General features: G+C 58.2%; 19 protein-coding genes. 12 read left to right on the top strand and 7 right to left on the bottom strand.

Annotated features, from left to right (window positions below):
- Positions 1-13 precede the first annotated feature (13 nt).
- Positions 14-1,009: a J domain-containing protein gene (locus RBB49_RS01275; RefSeq protein WP_306140838.1), complete on the bottom strand. Its 996-nt coding sequence runs from the start codon at positions 1,007-1,009 to the stop codon at positions 14-16.
- Between the two features lie 201 nt (positions 1,010-1,210).
- Positions 1,211-1,678 (bottom strand): RT0821/Lpp0805 family surface protein, encoded by a 468-nt coding sequence (locus RBB49_RS01270; protein ID WP_306140837.1) that lies wholly within the window; start codon positions 1,676-1,678, stop codon positions 1,211-1,213.
- An 81-nt stretch (positions 1,679-1,759) separates the two neighbouring features.
- Here RBB49_RS01270 and pdxH point away from each other — a divergent pair, with 81 nt between their 5' ends.
- Entirely contained in the window at positions 1,760-2,395 is a 636-nt protein-coding gene (gene pdxH, locus RBB49_RS01265; RefSeq protein WP_306140836.1) for a pyridoxamine 5'-phosphate oxidase, read from the top strand.
- Positions 2,396-2,433: 38 nt separating this feature from the next.
- Here the strand turns inward: pdxH and RBB49_RS01260 are convergent, their stop codons facing one another.
- Entirely contained in the window at positions 2,434-3,408 is a 975-nt protein-coding gene (locus RBB49_RS01260) for a magnesium transporter CorA family protein (RefSeq protein ID WP_306140835.1), read from the bottom strand.
- Between the two features lie 839 nt (positions 3,409-4,247).
- A complete protein-coding gene (locus RBB49_RS01255; protein WP_306140834.1) occupies positions 4,248-4,676 on the bottom strand; it encodes a hypothetical protein in 429 nt (142 codons plus the stop codon).
- 204 nt (positions 4,677-4,880) lie between these two features.
- Here RBB49_RS01255 and RBB49_RS01250 point away from each other — a divergent pair, with 204 nt between their 5' ends.
- Complete coding sequence (locus tag RBB49_RS01250; protein ID WP_306140833.1) at positions 4,881-5,867, top strand: DUF1499 domain-containing protein; 987 nt, start codon at positions 4,881-4,883, stop codon at positions 5,865-5,867.
- 4 nt (positions 5,868-5,871) lie between these two features.
- Here RBB49_RS01250 and RBB49_RS01245 read toward each other — a convergent pair whose 3' ends face one another.
- Positions 5,872-6,774 (bottom strand): MBL fold metallo-hydrolase, encoded by a 903-nt coding sequence (locus tag RBB49_RS01245; protein ID WP_306140832.1) that lies wholly within the window; start codon positions 6,772-6,774, stop codon positions 5,872-5,874.
- A 622-nt stretch (positions 6,775-7,396) separates the two neighbouring features.
- Here RBB49_RS01245 and RBB49_RS01240 point away from each other — a divergent pair.
- The 8 genes from RBB49_RS01240 to phoB all read left to right on the top strand — a co-directional run bounded on the left by RBB49_RS01240 (position 7,397) and on the right by phoB (position 16,162).
- Positions 7,397-7,876 carry an SRPBCC family protein gene (locus RBB49_RS01240; protein ID WP_306140831.1) on the top strand — a complete coding sequence of 160 codons (480 nt, stop codon included), beginning with the start codon at positions 7,397-7,399 and terminating at the stop codon, positions 7,874-7,876.
- A 187-nt stretch (positions 7,877-8,063) separates the two neighbouring features.
- On the top strand, positions 8,064-9,404 hold the full coding sequence (locus RBB49_RS01235; RefSeq protein WP_306140830.1) for an ATP-binding protein: 1,341 nt from the start codon (positions 8,064-8,066) through the stop codon (positions 9,402-9,404).
- Positions 9,405-9,915: 511 nt separating this feature from the next.
- A complete protein-coding gene (locus RBB49_RS01230) occupies positions 9,916-10,953 on the top strand; it encodes a substrate-binding domain-containing protein (protein ID WP_306140829.1) in 1,038 nt (345 codons plus the stop codon).
- An 81-nt stretch (positions 10,954-11,034) separates the two neighbouring features.
- A complete protein-coding gene (pstC, locus tag RBB49_RS01225; protein ID WP_306140828.1) occupies positions 11,035-12,507 on the top strand; it encodes a phosphate ABC transporter permease subunit PstC in 1,473 nt (490 codons plus the stop codon).
- Positions 12,507-13,856 (top strand): phosphate ABC transporter permease PstA, encoded by a 1,350-nt coding sequence (gene pstA, locus RBB49_RS01220; RefSeq protein WP_306140827.1) that lies wholly within the window; start codon positions 12,507-12,509, stop codon positions 13,854-13,856. Before pstC ends, pstA begins: the two co-directional genes overlap by 1 nt.
- 11 nt (positions 13,857-13,867) lie before the next feature.
- Positions 13,868-14,665, top strand: coding sequence for a phosphate ABC transporter ATP-binding protein PstB (gene pstB, locus RBB49_RS01215; protein ID WP_306140826.1), 798 nt, complete (start codon positions 13,868-13,870; stop codon positions 14,663-14,665).
- 31 nt (positions 14,666-14,696) lie between these two features.
- Positions 14,697-15,395 carry a phosphate signaling complex protein PhoU gene (gene phoU, locus RBB49_RS01210; protein ID WP_306140825.1) on the top strand — a complete coding sequence of 233 codons (699 nt, stop codon included), beginning with the start codon at positions 14,697-14,699 and terminating at the stop codon, positions 15,393-15,395.
- A gap of 68 nt (positions 15,396-15,463) precedes the next feature.
- Positions 15,464-16,162, top strand: a complete 699-nt coding sequence (gene phoB, locus RBB49_RS01205; RefSeq protein WP_306140824.1) for a phosphate regulon transcriptional regulator PhoB — start codon at positions 15,464-15,466, stop codon at positions 16,160-16,162.
- A gap of 78 nt (positions 16,163-16,240) precedes the next feature.
- On the opposite strand, the gene RBB49_RS01200 is transcribed toward phoB, so the two are convergent.
- Together RBB49_RS01200 and RBB49_RS01195 are read right to left on the bottom strand one after the other, a co-directional pair.
- Entirely contained in the window at positions 16,241-17,890 is a 1,650-nt protein-coding gene (locus tag RBB49_RS01200) for a VWA domain-containing protein (protein ID WP_306140823.1), read from the bottom strand.
- A 245-nt stretch (positions 17,891-18,135) separates the two neighbouring features.
- Positions 18,136-18,672, bottom strand: coding sequence for a GcrA family cell cycle regulator (locus RBB49_RS01195; protein WP_306140822.1), 537 nt, complete (start codon positions 18,670-18,672; stop codon positions 18,136-18,138).
- A 524-nt stretch (positions 18,673-19,196) separates the two neighbouring features.
- Between RBB49_RS01195 and RBB49_RS01190 the strand changes: the two genes are divergently transcribed.
- Positions 19,197-20,396, top strand: a complete 1,200-nt coding sequence (locus tag RBB49_RS01190) for an aspartate aminotransferase family protein (protein WP_306140821.1) — start codon at positions 19,197-19,199, stop codon at positions 20,394-20,396.
- On the top strand, positions 20,393-21,322 hold the full coding sequence (argF, locus tag RBB49_RS01185; RefSeq protein ID WP_306140820.1) for an ornithine carbamoyltransferase: 930 nt from the start codon (positions 20,393-20,395) through the stop codon (positions 21,320-21,322). The genes RBB49_RS01190 and argF overlap by 4 nt, the downstream gene beginning before the upstream one ends.
- The last annotated feature ends 11 nt before the right edge of the window (positions 21,323-21,333 follow it).

Here is a 21,333-nt window from a genome sequence, read left to right as displayed (position 1 = left end):
CGGGGCAGAACGCTCAGTCGTATTCCGGTCCGCGCGCACGATAAGGCGTGATTTCCTTCCAGGCCTTCATCAGCGTGTCGAGTTCGTTGTCGCTGTGAGGCGCCATGATGATCTGCGGTTTCACCAGGAGATCGCCGTGGCCGCCATTCTTGTTGGGCAGGCCCTTTCCCTTCAGCCGCATGGCCTTGCCGCTCGACGTGTTCGGCGGGATCGTCAGATTGACTGCCCCGGACAGGGTCGGCGTGCGCACCTTGGCTCCAAGCACGGCCTCATAGAGCGTAAGCGGAAGGTCGAGATGCAGGTCCGTTCCCTTCATCTCGAACAGCTTGTGCGGCTTGATCCTGACCTCGACCATCACATCGCCCGCGGGACCGCCGTGTTCACCCGGATGGCCCTGACCCTTCAGCCGGATCTTTTCGCCTTCCTCCACGCCTTTCGGCAGCGTGACGTTGACGGTCTTGCCGCTTGGCAGCGTGACCTGTGTCTTGCCCGAATTCACGATGTCTTCCAGGGAAACGCGCGCGATGATCTCGGCATTCTTTCCCTTCTTCCGCGGCGGTGCCTTCGCGCGTGCACCGGCTCCCGCGCCGGCGAAGCCACCTGGACCCGCACCCGCGCCGGCACCGGAGCGGCTGCCACGGCCGCCGAACCCGCCGAAGATATCGTTCAGGATGTCGTCAAATCCGCCGGTGTTACCGCCACTTGAGCGGAAGCCCTGGGCACCGCCGGTTGCTCCGAAATCTTCAAAACCGGAAAACCCGTCAAACCCCTTCGACTGGAAGCGCTGCTTGCCCTCCGCGTCGATCTCGCCGCGGTCGAACTGGGCCCGCTTGTCCTTGTCTCCAACGATTTCGTAGGCCTGGTTGACTTCGGCAAAGCGCTGCTGTGCACCCGGATCGTCCTTGTTCTGATCAGGGTGGTATTTCTTGGCCAGCTTCCGAAAAGCCTTTTTTATGTCGCCCTCGCTGGCAGTTTTCGCCACCCCGAGAACGCTGTAGGGATCTCGCATTCACATCACCAGGTATCTAAGATTTTCCGGCCATCCGCCTCACGCGGAAACGCTTCGGACACATGACCTGCTCCGAAGCGCGCGTTTTCCCGAGGCTGAACTGACCGGACTTATCTACTATATCGGGACGGTACAGGCAAAATTCCAGTCCCTGGAAGCCTTTGTGCGGCGCGCAGCCGGGAATTGACGGCCTGTTGGCGGTCAGGTGTCCGTAACGCTGAGAGCGGTCACGGCGAATCGTTGCGTGACATCCCGGCAGGCCGTTCCCGAATAGAGCTTTATTCCAGCGATTGTGTTTGCCGTCGTGTGGAAGGAGAGGCACCCGGTCGCATCGAACGTAGCGGTCTCGATCTTCGTGAGCGTTCCCGAGTTTCCGCTGACAGGGTTGAGCCAGGACAGCATGACGTCCTTGCTTTCTTCGCTCAGATCCAGATCGCCGCTCAGCGTATCGAGGTTTTCGGCGATAACCGCACGATCATCTGCGTTGACGTCGGAATAGGCCTGATCTGACGGGGTCGGAATTGAGCCGGTCAATACCGTCGGAGTATCGACGTTGTTGCTTCCTGTTGGAACGGTAACCTGGGCGCAGCCGGCAAGACAGATCGAGAGGATCAGCGCTGTGGCGACAACGGGGTGGATCTTGCCGCCTCTAAGAGTATATGAACGCATAAGATACAATTTTTCAGCCGGCCCCTTCACTGGCATATCCTTGCCGTGCTTCAGGCGGTCGAGTTCTTCGACAGGTAACCCATGACAGATCCCAACCTTCCTACTGAAGAGTTAACAAAAGGTGACTTTGCGGACGTCAAGAAGCCATTTGATCTTTTTTCTGAATGGCTTGAGGACGCCAAGGGCACTGAACCGAACGATCCGAATGCACTTGCGCTGGCAACGGTCGACGAAACCGGCCTCCCGAATGTGCGCATGGTACTGCTGAAGGGGTTCGATGAACGGGGCTTTGTTTTCTATACCAATTTCGAGAGCGCCAAGGGCATTGAGCTTCTGGCTTCCGGCAAGGCGGCAATGTGCTTTCACTGGAAATCCCTGAGACGGCAGGTTCGCATTCGCGGTGAGGTGCACAAGGTGTCTGACGAAGAGGCGGACAGCTATTACCAGTCTCGGCCGCGCGGCAGCCGGATCGGAGCGTGGGCCTCGAAACAGTCCAGACCGTTGGAAAGCCGGTTTGCGCTGGAAAAGGAAGTCGCCAGATACACCGCGAAATTCGGTGTCAGCGACATTCCGCGTCCCGAGCATTGGTCCGGCATGCGTCTGGTGCCCACATCCATCGAATTCTGGCACGACCGGCCGTTTCGGCTGCATGACCGGATCGTGTTTTCACGAGGCGCTCCCGACCAGCCGTGGGAAAAGGAACGGCTCTACCCGTAAGCCGCGGCGCGGCACTGCACATCCTGGAAACGTCCGGTTCACAAGAGGCGTTTCCAGCGGAAGAACAGGAAAGTCAGGACAACGGACACGAACATCATTCCAAGGGAGAACAGGAAACCCTGCTCCCATTTGAGTTCGGGCATGTTGGTGAAGTTCATTCCGTAGATGGACGCGATCAGGGTCGGGGGCAGAAACACAAGGCCGAGGACCGTGAAGATCTTCGAGATCTGGTTCTGTTCAAGCGTCACGAGACCAACCGTTGCGTCCAGCAGAAATGCGAGCTTGTTGTCCATCGCATCGGCATGTTCCTTGATGGATCGCACATCACGTCCGTAGGTTTTCACTTCCGCCGCCTGGTCCTCGGCCAGGCTCACCCGCCTGGAATGCGTGTTGAGGAACAACAGCGCGCGCGACAGGCTCGTACACACGTCGTGCATCTTGGCAACGTGCAGGCCGATCTGCCCGAGTTGCTTGATAGCAACCTGGTAGCTTGCGGTCTTGCGCGTGTTGAGACCGTCTCCGAATACCTGCACAGCCAGTTCATCATAGCGGGCGGACGCGTTTTCCATTTCGTCGGCGCAGCGGTCCACGATGATGTCAAGAAGCGCGAACAGCACTGCGGGCCCCAGATGAGCGATTGTGGCGTCGCCCTGGACCTTCTTTGACAGCAGGGCAATCGATCTGGGTTCGCCGTAACGAACGGTGACAAGCCGCTTGGAGCTGAGCACGATGGTCACCGAAGACAGGATCGGATCGAGCGTACGCGTCGCCATCGGCATCTGCACTGTCATGACAAGTGCGCCGGGCTCGGCGTAGAGCCGCTCGGAGGTCTCGATGGATGCAATCTCGTCCCGCGTCGGGATCTCCGCGCCCATGAGCTTTTCCGCAGCTTTCTGCTCGTCGCGTGTGGGGGAAACGAGATCGATCCAGACGGACGTTGACGGCAAAGGTGTTTCGGGTGCGAGCTCTATGCGCTCAAGACCATTCACGGAAGGGCAGTAGGCAATGATCATATGGTCAGACTCCGCACGGCCTGGCCGCACGTCTCCGGCCGGCATTTCATTCCGGATCTGACAAGAAGCCGATGGGCCGCACAAACCAGGGTCGCAAAGGACCTTCGGCAGGAATTGCAGGACACGTCACCTGGGATGTGTGGCCTGCAAAGCCATCCGCTATGGATCCGTGCACCCCGGTTCTCGATGTCGTGCGCGCCAAAACGCACAGCCACGTCAAGACACCGAAGGTGCTGATCCGTCTGCGACTTTGATCGAACGCGATTCTCGACAGACCTCGACGGGTGCAGTTTGCCGAACAGGTCGGCGCACGGCAAGCGTACTGGAACCCGAAAGACTGTGGTTCGCTGTCCGAAGGGACCGAAATATGGTCCTCAAGCAATCGTTCCGCTGTGCGGCTTCGATTACTTGTTTTTCTTTGTCGAAGCGCCCGCGTTCTTGCAAAGGGCGGCTGCATTCAAAGCAGCGATTCCGACAGGTTTATATTGATTTTCCAATTTGGCTCCCGCCGGTACTTCTGCAGCCGGTTGGGATGATTGCTCAGACATTTTTCCAAGGTCCGTTGTTTGTACCAGTTCCCGCTGACTGGCGGTTTAAAGCGCGGATAATTGCGGGCCGCGTGCATGTCGTGTCCAATTGCGGCATTCAAAGGGCAAGCTTCTGCAAACCTCAAAAAAAGTCGCAACCAGCCTTTGAATGATGCGCTTCTTCGGCCGTTTCAGCCAGTCAAATTCTATAACAGGATGTAACGTAAGGGCAGTGAATTTGAAGTAAATGGTTAAGTAAAATTTAACTTTCTTTTGTGCAGCAGGTCATCTGCGGCAAGTACGCGGAGCGGTTCACAAAACATAGGAACGGTAGGACGGGGGAGGCTTGCGCATCAGGGCGAAAGCAACGCCTTTAAAACATCTTGCAATCGTAAGCATTCCGGCAAGCGCGGCCAACAGTAGGCCGGCAAGAATAAGATGTGTCGAGATCTCGGCTCCCAGAACAATCATCACGCCGCCGATACTGCTGCCGATAACCATCAGGGCTATTGTTGTCCTGATGTAATAATAGTGAGCAAAAAGCCGTTCTTCGCTGTGATCGGCGAATTGTACTGCAAACAGCAATGCGATCGGAGCAAGGAAAAAAACGCAGATGCAGGCGTAACAGATCACGGCGTTGGGGAAACCGGGCGCAAAGAGATGCCAGGCGGCGTCGGTGCCGGTATGCGGGTTCGAATCTGCGCTCTGACAGATTTCGTCAGCAGGTTGTCGTGAGTTCATTCCAATCGTGCGCTGCTCCGTGCGGTTAAGGCTTTTTTCCCCACCATTGGCTCAGAATGATTCGAACCTTGACCAGATAAATTATGAAGAGTGCGCCGTATAAGTGAAGTTCTAATTTGACAAATTGTCCACAAACACAAAAAACAGACTAGGTTTTGGTGATCGGGCACCCATTGCAAGTGCCGCGATCCGGGTTGGAAACGTATGAAACGCTATGCCGTCCATAGAACAGCTTCCGCGCCGGCGAGCCGGACCATTGCTTCGGTCGCGCTAGCAATCACGATAACTGCCTTCGCCGCCAAGCGTTTCGGCTTCATCGATGCGGACGTGTTTTTCCTCTCGCTTCTGTTTTCCGCCTGTGTGGCGCTGTTTGCGCTTCTGGCGGCCTTTGTCGCGTTTCAAAGGATCTGGAGCAAGGGAGGACCTGGCGTTCCCTCGGCGCTGACCGGGCTTCTGTTCGGGGTGGCAGCGCTTTTCCCGCCCGCCGTCGTTGTCGGAATGCTTGTCACAAGCGGCGGCGTCAATGATCTCGCGACCAACCCGGTCGATCCGCCCGAACTGAAAACGCAAGCCATTGTCGAGCAGCAGCCGTTTTTGAGCTGGACCACGGTTCTTCTGAAAGAAAAGGCGTATCCGTTTCTTTCCGGCCTGCCGCAGGAAGCTGCGCTTCGTCGATTCGAGCCGGATCGCGGAACCGCAGATATCGTTCCGCGCCGATACAGGATTGCACCGGGCCAGTTGCATGTGGCCGGTGCCAAGGCACTTGAAAACCTGAACTGGACAATCGTCGACGAGTTGCCGCCCGATCTGCTCGATGCCGCGACGAGGCTTCAGGCCGAGGGAGAAACGCACATCCTCGGCCTGAAATTTGATGTCGCGTTGAGAATACGGCCCGATACCGTTGGAGCGCTCCTGGATGTCCGCTCAAGGTCCAGAACGTCCTTGCGGGACCTGTCAACGAACGCCGGCCAGATCAGGACCGTTTTCGACGAGATCGATCGTGTCCTGCTGGAGACGTATGGCAATCTTGCCCGCCTTTCCGTCGATGAAGGGGAAGAGGAGGAGGAACTTCCTCCGATCGCTCTGGAAGATCAGAGAGAAGTCATCCCTCTGCCTGGCTTCAAGCCTTATTTCGAGAACGGCGAAACCACCGACCCGGACGCTGAGGATCTGCCCGACCTGGAAGGCTGAGGGCTTACGCGGTCGCCTTGTAGTAGGCGCTAAGCGACAGGTCGGGACGGGCCCCTGCAAGGCCCCTTTCGACCAGATCCTCAAGATGCGCGAAAACCGACAGCGACGCGGCCGGATGAAGCGATGGGTCGACGGACGCGTAGAGCGTGCCGACAATCTCGGGGATCGATTTTTCCGACGCAGAAATCTCCGAGAGAATCGAGTTTTCGCGGCGTATCCTGTGTTGCTTCAGGTCCGTGACATAGCTATGCGCATTGTCGATATGTCCGCCATGCCCTGGGTAATAGGTCTGTTCGGACCTGGCCAGAAGCTTCTCGATGGAGGCCATGTAGTCCCGCATCGAGCCGTCGGGTGGCGCGACGATGGACGTGGACCAGCCCATCACGTGGTCCGCCGAAAGAAGCACGTCATCGCCGGCGATGGAAAAACACAGATGGTTTGCCGTGTGACCCGGCGTCTCGACTGTTTCGATCGTGACTTCGCTCGCCTTGTAAATGTCTCCGTCCCATAGTTGGAGGTCCGGCGTGTGCTCCCTGTCACCGCTGCTGTCGAGCGGATTGATCTCGTTTTCCATGAGTGCGCGTGCCGGCCGGTGAGGTCCGCTGCCGACAATGGGGGCGCCGGTTCGCTTTTGCAGCAACCGGGCACCCGGAGAATGATCCATGTGTGTGTGGCTGACCAGGATCGCTTCCAGCTCGCTTCCATCGAGCGCATGCACAATGGTGTCGATATGCTCTTTCAGCGCCGGCCCCGGATCTACGACCACGATTTTCCTTGTTCCGATAAGGTAGGTGTTGGTGCCCCGAAACGTAAACGGCCCCGGGTTGCGCGCGGTCAGCCGCCTGAGACCGGGAGAAAGCTCAACGGCGGAGCCGTAATTTGGATCAAAGTCGAGATTGTGTTTCATGTTGTCCGGCGGCAGATCTCAGATCGGATTGGAGGCGTGACGTCGCATGGCTGAAACTCCGCCAATGCGCAGCCTTTGGCAACTCCCAATTTCGATCTGAAAGGGCAAAGGATCTTCCCTGAGCAGTTCCGGCTTTACTGTCATCTGGATGACGTCGGAATCAGCTAGGGCCCGGTTGTATGAGCCGTTTTGTTCCGGATTGTTTGAGAAATCGGGACGGCTCTTGCATGCCGGTGCAGATTTCCGATGAATGAAAACAAGGCTGATGCACTAGGGACACAGAATATTTTGTCTTCGTGGGCTAGGGGCAGGACCCATTAATTTGGTAGAGTTGGCGCAGCAAACGGCGATGAGCTGCAAGGAAAAGCGCGAGAAGCGGGCCGCCTGCCCGGTTGAGCGGTTTGACGTGGCAGATCGAAGCCGTTTTTGCGTCTTGGAGAGATAGAGTGAATTTGCCCGGCAACATCGTTGCAAATCTTTGGAAACCGGACGGTTTCCTGCAGCTTTGCGCCTCGTATCCGAACAAATTCATCTCTACCAATTCTTCCAAATTAATGGGTCCTGACCCTAGAATGATTTGAAATCAAGCAAGGCTCAAAACCGGGAACGTGGTGTTTTAGACATGGCAGATGATCAGGAATGCCGGTTCGAAGTGGTGCTGGGCCTTTCCCGCGACCGGGCATTCTCGCTCTTCGTTGACAGGCTTGATACCTGGTGGACGTCGCCTTTCCGGGATGCGGGCGAAGAGGGCGTAGAGCCGCATATCGAACCCTGCGTGGGTGGGCGTTGCTATGAAATAGACGGCAATGGCATCACGCGCACTTGGGGAACGGTGCTTTCCATCGAACCGCCGATCTATATCCGCATGGCGTGGCAGGTTTCGCTTGAAGGAGAAGAAGTCGCCGATCCACTCACTGCGAGCCGCGTGATGGTCAATTTCCGCGAGGCCGGCGAGAACACCCGGATTGAGATTGTCCATACAGAGTTCTTGCGCCACGGCGAAAACGGTGCGGACTATTGTGCCTTCATGCGCCAGGAACACGGCTGGCCCCGGATGATCGCAGGATTGAAGTCCGCGGCCCTGACGGCAAAGTGGCGGTAGGGGTCCGGGGTCGAAATCAATTCGCATCGGTGTCGCTTCGCTGACATGTTTGATGTGGTAAGCCAGTTGCAGCCCATGCCCTTAAACCTGAATTCGACCTTGCAAATTACTGAGGCGTCGAAATAGTGTGCGGCAATTGAGGCGTAACCCACAGGTTCCCGATCTTGCGCTTGTCTTCATGTCTTCAATGTCTGTAGAGGAAAACCCGGAAGGGCACCCTCCGGCGTCGCCGCTCACCCGGATAGGCGAGGCGCGCTGGATACTGCTCACGGCACTGTGCGCAGCCTTGGCCGCAGTCCTGCTGTTCAACGTGCCTTTCTGGCCGGCGGCGGCTACCGTCGGACTTATGACCGGTGTCGCGGCCTTTGTTCCAAGACGGTCCGCGAGCCGGCGGGTGAAACTGAACACACAGCGGGAAATCCGGCGGATGTGGCCGGGCACGGGCATGAAGGTCACGGTGGACGCCCTGCCGACCCCATGCTTCGTTGCTGATGGGCGAGGGATCACGCGCTACGTGAATGCCAAGGCGCATGCGATCTACGAAGGGGTGAAACCGGGCGATCCGCTGTCCTTTTCTCTGCGCGCCCCGTCGCTGCTGGAAGCCTTCGACCGTGTCTGCAGCAGCGGAAAGGAAGAACGCATCTCCTGGATCGAAAAGGTGCCGACCGAAACCTGGTATGAAGCGCATATCGCACCGATCTACATGCCCGGCTCTGCGAATTCCGGGCGCACCCATCTCCCGGATTTCATTTTGGTGGTTATTCAGGACCTGACCGAGAACCGGCGTCTGGAACGGATGCGGACCGACTTCGTCGCCAATGCCAGCCATGAGCTGCGCACCCCTTTGGCCTCGCTCACGGGCTTTATCGAAACGATACAGGGCCCGGCCAAAAACGACCCGGAAGCCCAGGACCGGTTTCTGGCGATCATGCTGGATCAGGCTGCGCGCATGCGCCGCCTGATCGACGACATCCTCTCTCTGTCCAGGATCGAGCTGAAGGCGCATGTGCGCCCTGTGACGGTGGTCGATCTTTCCGAGATCGTGCGCCACACGGCAGATGCGCTGTCACCGCTTGCGCGCGATCTTGACGTTGACATCCGGATCGACCTTCCGGACGGACCGACACGGCTGAGGGGAGATCGCGACGAACTCATTCAGGTGGCGGAAAACCTGATCGAAAATGCGCTGAAATATGGCAGCTCCGGCAAGTATGTCGACGTCTCGCTGCGTCTGATCGACGAAACGGAGAGCGCACCGATGTGGGTTTTCTCGATTCGCGACTATGGCGAAGGCATTCCCGCGGAGCATTTGCCCAGACTGACCGAGCGCTTCTACCGGGTCGATGTTGAATCCAGCAGGGCCTTGAAGGGCACCGGGCTCGGTCTGGCCATTGTCAAGCACATCCTGACGCGTCACAAGGCGCGAATGGACGTGGAGAGCGAGCCGGGCGAGGGCGCAACGTTCAAGATTTATCTCCCGGCTCTCGAGGAGACGGAAGACGCCAGCGGGAATGCACCGCACCACTAGTCACTTCAATCTGAAGTTCAACCCATTTTGCAGCGCGCTCCGAACGAACTTCAAATTCAAGACGGTGACTAGCCAGTCTTTGTTTCTAGTGCGGTTTACAAATTTGAAGTTCACTTCGCAGACTGCTGGAGCAATGATGCGGCCTTCAAATTCACCGCACTACCATTTCAGATAAACAGGCGATGCATTGGGGCGCGCTTTTTCTGGCATGATCTTCATATAGGCTGCGCGACGGGCAGCCGCGTGCGCCGCGTTTGCCATTGCCCCATCGTCAATTGAGAGACGGACTCAGGTGCCTGGAACAGGGACATGACTTTCTGCGGGATCGATTCTGACACAAATCAGTCAAGTGAGAAAGAAACTCTTTATTTTTCAGAGGCTTAAATTGTCACATAACTGATAACAAACTGTCATAGAACTCTCATCCATCAGGCCTACGGTCCCGGCATCGCTCAGGCATGACATGCATGGCGACTATCCATAAACCTTGACATTCAAAGGGAGTGGTCAAGTGAAATTTACGACCCTCGTAAGCGCAACTGCCCTCGCGGTTGCATCCACTGCATTCGTTGGCGCAGCCCAGGCTCGCGACCAGGTCCAAGTTGCTGGTTCTTCCACTGTTCTTCCTTACGCCTCCATCGTTGCTGAAGCTTTCGGCGAGAACACCGACTTCCCGACGCCGGTTGTTGAGTCCGGTGGGTCTTCCGCTGGTCTGAAGCGCTTCTGTGAAGGTGTTGGCGAAAACACCATCGACGTTGCCAATGCGTCGCGCAAGATCCGCGAAAAGGAAATCAAGGCCTGCGCGGAAGCTGGTGTAAAGGACATCATCGAAGTCCGCATCGGTTATGACGGAATCGTTTTCGCTTCCCAGAAAGATGGCCCTGCATTCACCGCTTTCGAACCGGTAGACGTGTTCAACGCTCTTGGCGCCAAGGTCCTGAAGGACGGTCAGATCGTCGACAACCCTTACAACACGTGGTCCGAGTTCAACGCCGAACTGCCGGCTGTCGACATCGCTGCCTTCATCCCGGGCACCAAGCACGGCACCCGTGAAGTCTTCGAAGAGAAGGTTCTTGCAGTTGGCTGTGAAGAGTCCGGCGCCCTGAAGGCCATGATCGACGGTGGCATGTCCGAAGACGACGCTGAAGATGCCTGCATCGCAGTTCGTCGCGACGGCAAGTCCGTTGACATCGACGGTGACTACACCGAGACCCTGGCCCGCATCGACACCAACCCGAACGGCATCGGCGTCTTCGGTCTCGCATTCTACGAGAACAACACCGACAAGCTGAAAGTTGCGACCATGAGCGGCATCGCTCCGTCCACCGAGACGATCGCTTCCGGTGAGTATCCGGTTTCCCGTCCGCTGTACTTCTACATCAAGAAGGCACATATCGGCGTGATCCCGGGCCTGAAAGAATACGCTCAGTTCTTCATCGCTGACGAGGTTGCCGGTCCCCAGGGCCCGCTGGCACAGTATGGTCTGGTTTCAGACCCGGAACTGGCCGCTGTTCAGGCTTCCGTCAACAACGAAGAAACAATGAAGTAATCGAGCGCATGCTCGACCGAGGGGCGGCAGTTTCCGCCGCCCCTTTTCTATTCGGTTTCCGTTACATTTCCGGGGGAGCAAATGCCTTTGTTCTGGCTCATCTTGATCGTGCTTGCCATCGCTGCGGTGGGGTACGTTCTGGGGCGGTCACGGGCCATGTCCAGTGCCGGGGGAGAGCTATCGGCTCTGCATTCCCTTCCGTCCTACTATGGGACAAACGTTGCAATGAAGGTGGTTGTTCCTGCCTTCCTGCTCCTGATTGTATGGCTGCTCGCGCAGCCATTTTACGTTAACAGCGTCATTTCCGGGATGATCCCCGAAACGTCGATTGAAGAAGGCTCGTCCCGCGGGCTCGTGATTGCCGAAGTGCGCCGTGCTGCCAGAGGCCTCGACAACGCCGTTGCAAGCGGCGCAATGACTGAGGAATTTGCAAGCAACGCCCGCGCCGATATCGCTGACGTCAGCGCGCGGCTCAAGGACGCTGGCCAGATTGTCACCACGCAGATCACACAGCCGATCCTGCTTGCGGCGCAGCGCTACCGCGTTCTGAATTCAACCGGCAACTGGATCATGTCTGTTGTGGTTATTCTGGTTGCCCTGTTCGGAGCTTTCTGGGCGCTGCGGGAAACCAATGCCGAATTCAGGGCGCGCAATGTCGTTGAAAAGGGCGTCAAGGCCATTCTGATTGCGGCGGCGTCCATCGCCATCCTGACCACCATCGGAATTGTGCTCTCGCTGGTGTTCAACACCTGGGAGTTTTTCCGGCTCTACCCGGCTTCGGACTTCTTTTTCGGTTTGACATGGTCGCCAAGTTTCTCAGGACGAGGCAGCTCGTCTCAGCTCGGCATCCTGCCGCTGCTTTGGGGTACGTTCTACATTTCCATCGTCGCGCTGGTCGTCGCGGTGCCGATCGGCCTCTTTGCCGCTGTCTACCTGTCGGAATATGCGAGCCCGAAGGTGCGCGCCGTCGCCAAACCGCTTCTTGAAGTTCTGGCTGGTATCCCAACCATCGTCTACGGCCTGTTTGCGCTTCTGACGGTCGGCCCGCTGCTCTTGTCCGTCTTTGGCAACGAAGGCCTCGGCATCATGCAGGCGGGAACGGCGGTCATGACCGCCGGCCTCGTGATGGGAATCATGCTGATCCCATTCGTCAGTTCGCTGTCGGACGACATCATCAACGCCGTCCCCCAGGCAATGCGCGACGGATCGTACGGTCTTGGGGCGACCAAGTCCGAAACGGTACGCCAGGTGATCCTGCCGGCCGCGCTTCCCGGGATCGTGGGTGCGATCCTTCTGGCCGCCTCACGCGCGATTGGCGAGACGATGATCGTTGTACTCGGTGCCGGCGCGGCTGCACGCCTCAGCCTCAATCCCTTCGAGGCCATGACGACCGTCACCGCCAAGATCGTCAGTCAGCTGACGGGCGACGCGGACTTTGCCTCGCCGGTCGCCCTGGTGGCCTTCGCGCTGGGCATGACACTCTTCGTGATAACCCTGGGTCTCAATATTGTGGCACTTTATATCGTGCGCAAATACCGGGAGCAGTATGACTGATGACCGACGCAACACTTCCTCCCGAGACATCCGCACAACCTGCAAAAGCCTCGAGGCAGCCCAAGTCGCTCTACGCGCTCGATGATCTGACCCGCAAACGCAATGCTGCGGAAAAGCGGTTCCAGGCCTACGGGATCGCCGCGATTGCCATCGGGCTCTTCTTCCTCGTCGTCCTGGCTTACGCGATCATTTCGCAGGGCATTCCCGCATTCTCGCGCACGGTCGTTGAAGTAGAGTTCACCTTGACGCAGGAGCAGTACGACGCTGCAGAAGGCACGTTGTTCAAGACGAAGGCCTACGAGGAGATCTTCATCAACGCCCTGTCCGGCCAACTCACGGAAAGTGGCATCGAAACACCTGTTGAGCCGGACGCCATCGAACGCATCGTCGGCAAGCCGGGCGGCACCATCCGCGCGTTTTTTCGCGAAAACGAGGACCAGTTGGGTCAGGCTGTGCGCTTCGACCTTGCCGCGTCTTCCAGGGTGGACGGCTACATGAGCGGCCGCATCACCCGCGACAGCATGACTGACAGCCGCTTCCTGATGTCGTCGGATCTGGACGTCGTCGACAATCTGGTCGAGGCCGGCGTCATCAAGACGGTGTTCAACTGGCCGTTCATCACCGGTGCTGACGCCGGCGTCGACAACGCCGCCGCCGCAGGCATTGGCGCTTCGGTGATCGGGTCTTTCTTCATGATGCTGGTGGTGCTGTTCCTGTCGCTCCCGATCGGGGTGGCCGCATCCATCTATCTTGAGGAATTCGCTCCGCAGAACCGGTTCACGGACCTGATCGAGGTGAATATCTCCAACCTGGCCGCCGTTCCCTCGATCGTGTTTGGTATTCTCGGTCTGGCGGTGTTCATCCAGTTCATGCATCTGCCGCAGTCTGCACCACTGGTCGGCGGTCTGGTTCTGACGCTGATGACGCTGCCGACGATCATCATTTCGACACGCGCGTCACTGAAGGCGGTTCCTCCGAGTATCCGGGATGCCGCGCTCGGTGTCGGGGCGTCCAAGATGCAGGCGACGTTCCATCACGTACTGCCGCTGGCCATGCCCGGCATCCTGACCGGCACCATCATCGGTCTCGCACAGGCCCTTGGCGAAACAGCGCCGCTTCTCCTGATCGGCATGGTCGGATTTGTCGCGCGCGGATATCCGGACGGGTTCATCGCCGGTTTCACGGAGCCGAATTCGGCAATGCCGGCCCAGATCTACACCTGGGCTGCGCGGTCGGACCTCGCCTTTACCGAGAAAGCCTGGGGTGGAATTATTGTCCTGCTGATTTTCCTCCTTTCAATGAATATTATCGCGATCATCCTGCGCCGCAGGTTTGAGCGCCGCTGGTAAGGACTGATGCGATGAATGAAATGCCGAGCATTGAACAGGCGAAAGACATGACCGAGAGCAAGATTTCCGCAAACAAGGTCCAGGTCTTCTATGGCGAGAACCACGCCATCAAGGACGTCGACATCGAGATCCAGCCGCGGTCGGTGACCTCCTTCATCGGACCGTCCGGCTGCGGCAAGTCCACGTTCCTGCGAACCATCAACCGCATGAACGACACGATCGACATCTGCCGCGTTGAAGGATCGATCAAGATCGACAACGAGGATATCTACGATCCGAAAGTGGATCCGGTGCAATTACGCGCAAAGGTCGGCATGGTATTCCAGAAGCCGAACCCGTTCCCGAAGTCAATTTATGACAACATCGCCTACGGCCCGCGTATCCACGGTCTCGCCCGCAACAAGGCCGAGCTTGACGACATCGTCTCGTCCAGCCTGCAGAAGGCCGGTCTTTGGGAAGAGGTCAAGAACCGTCTGGATGAACCTGGAACCGGAATGTCTGGTGGCCAGCAGCAGCGCCTCTGCATCGCGCGGGCCATCGCCGTCAGCCCTGAAGTCATCCTGATGGATGAGCCCTGTTCCGCACTCGACCCGATCGCAACGGCAAAGGTCGAGGAACTGATCGACGAGTTGCGCGAGAACTACACGATCGTGATCGTGACTCACTCCATGCAGCAGGCTGCCCGTGTCTCGCAACGCACCGCATTCTTTCACCTCGGGGTTTTGGTTGAAGAAGGTCTGACCGAGGACATTTTCACAAATCCGAAAGACAAGCGCACTCAGGATTACATCACTGGCCGCTTCGGCTAGGCGGAATTCCGAAATCGGAAGGAGACACACGATGTCTGAACACATTGTCTCGGCGTATGACGAGGAACTGACGGAAATGGCCGGGAAAGTTGCCGAAATGGGCGGCCTGGCGGAGCGCGCGTTTGCCGACGCGGTCGCAGCGCTTGTTTCTCAGGATCATGAGCTGGCCAAAACCACGATAGCAAATGACGAACGTCTCGATGCACTCCATCAGGCTGTTGAGGCGAAGCTGATTGAAATGATCGCGCGCCGTCAGCCGATGGGCCAGGACCTGCGTGAAATCACGGCGGCAAGCCGGATTGCCAACGACCTTGAGCGCGTCGGCGATCTTGCCAAGAACGTTGCAAAGCGTGCGATTGCCATCGACAACAATCTGCAGTCCAAGAAGCTGGCGATCGGTGTCGAGCACATGACCGAACTTGCCCTTGGCCAGCTGAAGCAGGTTCTGGACGCTTATACGCGCCGGGACGCGGAAGCTGCACGACGCGTCCAGGAAGCCGATGCGGAGGTGGACGCAATCTACACGTCCCTCTTCCGGGAACTGCTGACCTACATGATGGAGGACCCCCGTGTCATCACGCAATGCGTCCACCTGCTGTTCTGCGCCAAGAACATTGAGCGTATCGGCGACCACGCAACCAACATCGCCGAAAACGTCTATTTCATGGTGACCGGCGAGCGCCTGCCGGAAGACCGTGAAAAGGTCGACGAGATGTCGGGTGCTGTCTGAGCCGGGGAAACGGCTCGAATTTTTGGGCTGGCGTCACAGTGCCGGCCGGACAATCGGAGCGAAGTTGAATGCCGAAGGTGCTCATCGTTGAGGACGAAGAACCTCTCAGCCTTCTTTTAAGATACAATCTGGAAGCGGAAGGATATCAGGTCGAGTCCTGCGTGCGCGGTGACGAGGCGGAGATCCGCCTGCGCGAAAGCCTGCCTGATCTGTTGCTTCTGGACTGGATGCTGCCGGGACTGTCCGGCATTGAACTCTGCCGGCGTCTGCGCGCGCGTGAAGACACCGAGCGTCTGCCGGTGATCATGCTGACAGCCCGCGGCGAGGAGGCGGAACGCATCCGGGGCTTGTCCACCGGCGCCGACGATTATGTCGTCAAACCGTTTTCTGTTCCCGAACTCATGGCCCGCGTCCGCGCGATCCTGCGCCGTGCCAGCCCCGAAGTCGTCTCGACGATGCTGCGCTCGGGCGACATAGAGCTGGACCGAGAGACGCATCGCGTGCGCCGCAGCACCAAGGAAATCCACCTGGGTCCGACCGAGTTCCGCTTGCTGGAATTCCTGATGACTTCGCCTGGCCGTGTGTTCTCGCGCGAACAACTGCTCGATGGCGTCTGGGGACATGACGTCTATGTCGACGAACGCACCGTGGACGTTCATGTTGGGCGGCTGCGCAAGGCCCTCAACCGCGGCAAGGCGAAGGACCCGATCCGCACTGTCCGCGGTGCGGGCTACGCCTTTAACGATCAGTTCTCGGTCGCCAGCTGAGGCGCTCGCGTCGCGTCGTCCGACTGCAAGGTCAAAAAAATACCCGCTGGAACAGCGGGTATTTTCGAGAGCATTGCCTCACATCTTTGCTGTGATGAATTGTCCTGGCTCAATCGTGACTTCCGGCACGATCGTCATGGGCGCAGAGCCCTTTATCTGCATATCGATCTGGTAGCGCCCCGCGCCGAGCGGCATGGGCGGCCAAGGGTTTCTGGAAGTCCCGCTCCAGTTGATTGACGCTTCGCGGCCGGTGTCGAGATTTCTGGCGGTGACCTTGATCTCTCCAGGGATCTGTGTGTCGAACCTGATCCCGGATGTCAGCTTGGCGTCGACAAATCCTTGTTCGGGAACAGTGATCGTGCCGAAGTCCGCCTCCGTGTGATTGTGTTCGGTCAGCCGCAACGCAAGATCATAGGTGCCTGGTGCCAGGAACACGGGACCGCGTCCGTCGAACTTGGTTTCAACACCGCTTGAGTCCGTGACCTTGAGATAGGAGATGCCGTCCCAGTCCTCATTCCAGTAAAGATTGAGACCCTGATCGAGTGCAATCTGTTGCAACTTTCCTTTTTCCAGTGAGATCTTCCCGAGATTTACCTCAGAATGATCATGCTCGCTTTGACGCACAATCAGCGTGTATTCACCAGGGGGAACCGGCACGGCGTCCCAGACCCAATACCAGGCGGCGGGTTCTCTTTTTCTGAAGCCGTTTTCAAGATCGCTGTCATTGGTCAGCAATTGCCAGTAATACGGTTTGTCCTGACCAGTTGGCGGTACAAGCTGGAGACCGGTGTCGATGGATACTTCGGTCGTTTGACCCGATGTAACGGACACCACTTCGGGAAGTGTCACTTCCTGCGCACCATGTTCGAGATGCCGCCAGACAAGCTGATATGATCCCGGCATGGCGGAAACGCTGTCTTCGGTGACCTTCGCCATTTCTTCCGCGGTTTCCGGGTTGGTGATTTTCCAGTACTTGGGCATCTGGGCCCAGTCGGCGAGTTTCAGCTTGATGGTTCCAGGGCCGGCGATCTGCAGCTGGATCGTGCTTGCGGTTGCCGTGACTTCCGGCGCTTCAACAACGATTTCTTTCTGATTGGATATGCTCTCGGTGACCTGGGTGAGAGCGTCGGTGAGACCGGAGGTATCGTTCGCCGTGAAATACGCTCCGCCACCCTTCTCGGCGACACATTGCAGCTGGTTCTGCGCCTTCGCGTCTACGCCATATCCAACCACGTGAATCTTGAGTCCGGCATCTGATTTGTGAAGCGCTTCCGCAAGGGCGCAGGGATCGCCTTCGCAAGTCTCGATTCCATCGCTGACCAGAACGATGGTTCTGTCCTCCTCGTTTCCGGTCAGCGTGTCGGCGGCGAGACGCAGTGCTTCCGTAATCGGCGTTTTTCCGCGTGGCGAGATAGACCCGATCTTGGTTCCGATAACCGCGCCACCTGCAGCCGACACCGGGTGGACCACTTCAATGTCTGAGCAGTCCCCTTTGCGTCTATGGCCGTAGGCGATCAGGCCAGCATTCAGCGAAGCGGGAAGCTTTGACGTAAGGTCGCCCATGACTTCGCGTGCAGCCGTGATCTTGTGACGCCCATCATCCAGACGGCCCCACATTGACCCGGAAGCATCCAGAATGAACATGGAGGAGGGGTCCGCAAGGCCAGGCGTGGAAACAGTCAAACCGAGTGCTAGTGCGGTAACGGCGGTTTTTGTAAGATATTTCATTCTGATCCTCTAATAGTTTAGTCGCCAGGAATGTAAAATTCCGAAAATGAGATTCAGAGTTCTTATGTATTCAAGCAACTCTGTGTCATTGATGGCTTCAAGTTAGAAGAGTTTCAGGGATTATCTGTAATATCGGTCACAGAAGGGTATATGGGTGACGCAATAAGAGATGTTTCTCTAGGTAAGGTAAATAAATACAAAAAACCCGCCGTTCGGCGGGTTTCTTAAAATCGATGCGGTTTACGTCAGGAAGCCCGGGCGACGGTCTTGCGGTCGCGCCTGCGGTCGGCGACGGGCTGATAGGCAATTTTGCAGTGATAAGTGCAGTAGGGCACGTTGGGGTCCGACTGCCGGCCACAGAAATAGAAGTCGTCCGTTGCCGGATCTCCGATCGGCCATTTGCAGGTGCGCTCGGTCAGCGTGAGAATGCTGGCACGTTCCGATATCGGCACGACCATTTCAGGCACCGGTTCCACACGCGGCTTGAGCTCGACCACGGGATCCGGCGCAGTATCAGCCTTCAGTGCCGTTGCACCGACCGACTGCGGCGGACTAACCGGCTTTTTCGGCGCACCGCCCGCTGCCGGTGCGGCTGCGCGTGGACGGCGGGGTTTGCCGGCCGAACTGGACGTCTTGGCGCGGCCCGACAACCCGAGCCGATGCACCTTTCCGATGACCGCGTTTCGCGTCACACCGCCAAGTTCGCCTGCGATCTGGCTTGCGCTCAGGCCTTCGCTCCAAAGTTTCTTGAGCAGTTCAACCCGTTCGTTCGTCCAACTCATTGCCCGCACCCTTTTGTCTGGCTCAAAAAGCCAATCATCCCCTGAAGGACGTGCACCCACACGTCCAGTGTGGCATATCTTGTGCCTCTGGATGGTTTGTCCCACGAGATCTCGTGTCTGATAGGCCAAAGGTTACAATAACGTTAATTTGGCAGGCAACCGTTGCGCGCAAAGCAGTTGGGGATGAAACGACTTTTCCCCAGTTATGGTAAGCTCTTCGGGAATTTTACGAATTCGGTTTCGGAGCTTCCGCGCGCGCGGGCCATTGACAGATCACCGTGATGACGGTGTATAACAAGAGCGCAACGTGCCGCCTCTTCGGGGCGGCACGTTGCGTTTTGGCTTATTTCCACTTTCGGGACGCATCGGTGCGAAACGCATGTTTCGTTGCGGCGATAAGCTTTTCCAGATCCGGGAATGCGCGGCCGGGATGGCCGGCTCATTGTCCTGGTTGATTTCAAACGCAAGGAGCCACCGGCTTGCACTGACAGCAGCCAGAATGCTCTAGGGAGTTACACGAGGTTATGTCCGCGACTGCACTATTCGGAAACTACGCAAGATCGAACCTGACATTCGATCACGGGGAAGGTGTCTGGCTGGTTACGACCGACGGCCGACGATTCCTCGACTGCGGGTCCGGCATCGCGGTGAACTCCTGCGGTCACAGCCATCCGCATCTCGTTGCGGCCCTGCAGGAGCAGGCGGCAAAGCTCTGGCACGTCTCCAATCTGCACCAGATGCCCGAGGGTGAACGTCTGGCGCGGCGGCTCGCCGAGGCGAGTTTTGCCGACAAGGTGCTTTTTGTGAACTCCGGTGCCGAGGCGATGGAAGCAGCGATCAAATGCGCGCGCCGGTATCATTACGACAACGGTCAGCCGGACCGGTATCAGATCATCACCTTCGAAGGCGCATTCCACGGCCGGACGCTCGGCACGATCGCCGCCGGCGGCCAGGAAAAATACCTGGAGGGATTTGGGCCGAAGGCGCCGGGTTTCGATCAGGTTCCGGCAGGTGATCTGGATGCGCTGAAGGCCGCGATCGGGCCTCAGACTGCCGCGCTCGCCATCGAGCCCATCCAGGGCGAGGGCGGTATTCGCGAGATCCAGCCCGACTTCCTGCGCGCCCTGCGGCAGATCTGCGACGATCAGGGCATCCTGCTCATATTCGACGAGATCCAGACCGGCGTCGGCCGGACCGGCAAGCTGTTTGCGCATGAATGGGCGGGCATCAGTCCGGACATCATGGCTGTCGCAAAGGGTATCGGCGGCGGATTTCCCGTCGGCGCGTGCCTGGCAACCGCCGAAACGGCAACCGCGCTGGCGCCTGGGACCCACGGGACCACCTTCGGCGGCAACCCGCTCGCCATGGCGGTCGGCAATGCTGTTCTCGACGTGATCCTGGCTGACGGGTTCATGGAGGATGTTCAGAAGAAGGGGCTCAGCTTCAAACAGAAACTCGCCGGCCTCGTTGACGGGCATCCCCAGGTTCTCGATCAGGTGCGAGGCATGGGACTGATGCTCGGACTGAGATGCGTTGTGCCGGCAGGTGACTATGTCGCCGCGGCGCGGGAAGCGGGCCTTCTGGCGGTTCCTGCAGGCGACAACGTCGTCCGGATCATGCCGCCGCTGACCATGACCGAAGAAGAGATTGCGACAGCCGTGGAGCGCCTGGAACAGGCCGCACAGGTCGTTGAAGCGAAGCTGGTGGAAGGAGCGGCCGAATGACCGCCAACGGAGCTTACCGGAACTTCCTGGACCTGACGCAGTTCGAAGGCGACGAACTGCGTGCCATCCTTCAGACCGCGAAAAAGATCAAGGCAACCCGCAACGGCGTCCGCCGCGGCGAGGGACCGCTTGCCGGCAAGGTCCTGGCGATGATCTTCGAGCAGCCGTCCACGCGCACGCGCATCTCCTTCGATGTCGGCATGCGCGAACTCGGCGGCGAGACGCTCATGCTCACCGGTGCGGAGATGCAACTCGGGCGCGGGGAATCGATAAGCGATACCGCCAAGGTTCTCTCGCGCTTCGTCGATGCCATCATGATCCGGATCCTGGATCACGATGAGCTGAATCAACTGGCAGAGCATGCCACGGTTCCGGTGATCAACGGTCTCACCAAGATCTCGCATCCGTGCCAGATCATGGCCGACCTGATGACATTCGAAGAGCACCGCGGTTCGATCCGGGGCAAAAGTGTTGCCTGGACGGGCGACAGCAACAATGTCCTTGCCTCCTGGATCCACGCCGCGCCGCGCTTCGATTTCGAGCTGCGTATCGCAACCCCGGGCGAACTCGCTCCGCCGCAGGAGCTAATCGACGTCGCGCGCGCCAAAGGGGGTTCCATTCAGGTGACAACGGACCCATATGAGGCGGTCAAGGGAACCGACTGTGTGATCACAGATTGCTGGGTATCCATGGGCGACGACGATTCTGAATCGCGCCACAACCTCTTGAGTGCGTATCAGGTCAACGAGCGTCTGATGTCGGAAGCAAACGGCAATGCGCTCTTCATGCACTGCCTGCCCGCGCATCGCGGCGAGGAAGTCACGTCCGAGGTCATGGATGGCCCCAATTCGGTGGTGTTTGATGAAGCCGAAAACAGGCTGCACGCCCAAAAGGGCATTCTGGCCTGGTGCTTCGGCAAGGATTGAGGCAAAGCCGA

Origin of the sequence: Roseibium sp. MMSF_3412 (genome assembly GCF_030733265.1) — a bacterium.
Taxonomy (GTDB): Bacteria; Pseudomonadota; Alphaproteobacteria; order Rhizobiales; family Stappiaceae; genus Roseibium.
Note: the sequence above shows the minus strand (reverse complement) of the source record. Positions and strands in the feature narration are given on the sequence as shown.

Bases quoted from the DNA above. Each gene is read 5' to 3' on its own strand.
- RBB49_RS01275 (WP_306140838.1), bottom strand. From the start codon at position 1,009: ATGCGAGATCCCTACAGCGTTCTCGGGGTGGCGAAAACTGCCAGCGAG.
- RBB49_RS01270 (WP_306140837.1), bottom strand. From the start codon at position 1,678: ATGCGTTCATATACTCTTAGAGGCGGCAAGATCCACCCCGTTGTCGCC.
- pdxH (WP_306140836.1), top strand. From the start codon at position 1,760: ATGACAGATCCCAACCTTCCTACTGAAGAGTTAACAAAAGGTGACTTT.
- RBB49_RS01260 (WP_306140835.1), bottom strand. From the start codon at position 3,408: ATGATCATTGCCTACTGCCCTTCCGTGAATGGTCTTGAGCGCATAGAG.
- RBB49_RS01255 (WP_306140834.1), bottom strand. From the start codon at position 4,676: ATGAACTCACGACAACCTGCTGACGAAATCTGTCAGAGCGCAGATTCG.
- RBB49_RS01250 (WP_306140833.1), top strand. From the start codon at position 4,881: ATGAAACGCTATGCCGTCCATAGAACAGCTTCCGCGCCGGCGAGCCGG.
- RBB49_RS01245 (WP_306140832.1), bottom strand. From the start codon at position 6,774: ATGAAACACAATCTCGACTTTGATCCAAATTACGGCTCCGCCGTTGAG.
- RBB49_RS01240 (WP_306140831.1), top strand. From the start codon at position 7,397: ATGGCAGATGATCAGGAATGCCGGTTCGAAGTGGTGCTGGGCCTTTCC.
- RBB49_RS01235 (WP_306140830.1), top strand. From the start codon at position 8,064: ATGTCTGTAGAGGAAAACCCGGAAGGGCACCCTCCGGCGTCGCCGCTC.
- pstC (WP_306140828.1), top strand. From the start codon at position 11,035: ATGCCTTTGTTCTGGCTCATCTTGATCGTGCTTGCCATCGCTGCGGTG.
- pstA (WP_306140827.1), top strand. From the start codon at position 12,507: ATGACCGACGCAACACTTCCTCCCGAGACATCCGCACAACCTGCAAAA.
- pstB (WP_306140826.1), top strand. From the start codon at position 13,868: ATGAATGAAATGCCGAGCATTGAACAGGCGAAAGACATGACCGAGAGC.
- phoU (WP_306140825.1), top strand. From the start codon at position 14,697: ATGTCTGAACACATTGTCTCGGCGTATGACGAGGAACTGACGGAAATG.
- phoB (WP_306140824.1), top strand. From the start codon at position 15,464: ATGCCGAAGGTGCTCATCGTTGAGGACGAAGAACCTCTCAGCCTTCTT.
- RBB49_RS01200 (WP_306140823.1), bottom strand. From the start codon at position 17,890: ATGAAATATCTTACAAAAACCGCCGTTACCGCACTAGCACTCGGTTTG.
- RBB49_RS01195 (WP_306140822.1), bottom strand. From the start codon at position 18,672: ATGAGTTGGACGAACGAACGGGTTGAACTGCTCAAGAAACTTTGGAGC.
- RBB49_RS01190 (WP_306140821.1), top strand. From the start codon at position 19,197: ATGTCCGCGACTGCACTATTCGGAAACTACGCAAGATCGAACCTGACA.
- argF (WP_306140820.1), top strand. From the start codon at position 20,393: ATGACCGCCAACGGAGCTTACCGGAACTTCCTGGACCTGACGCAGTTC.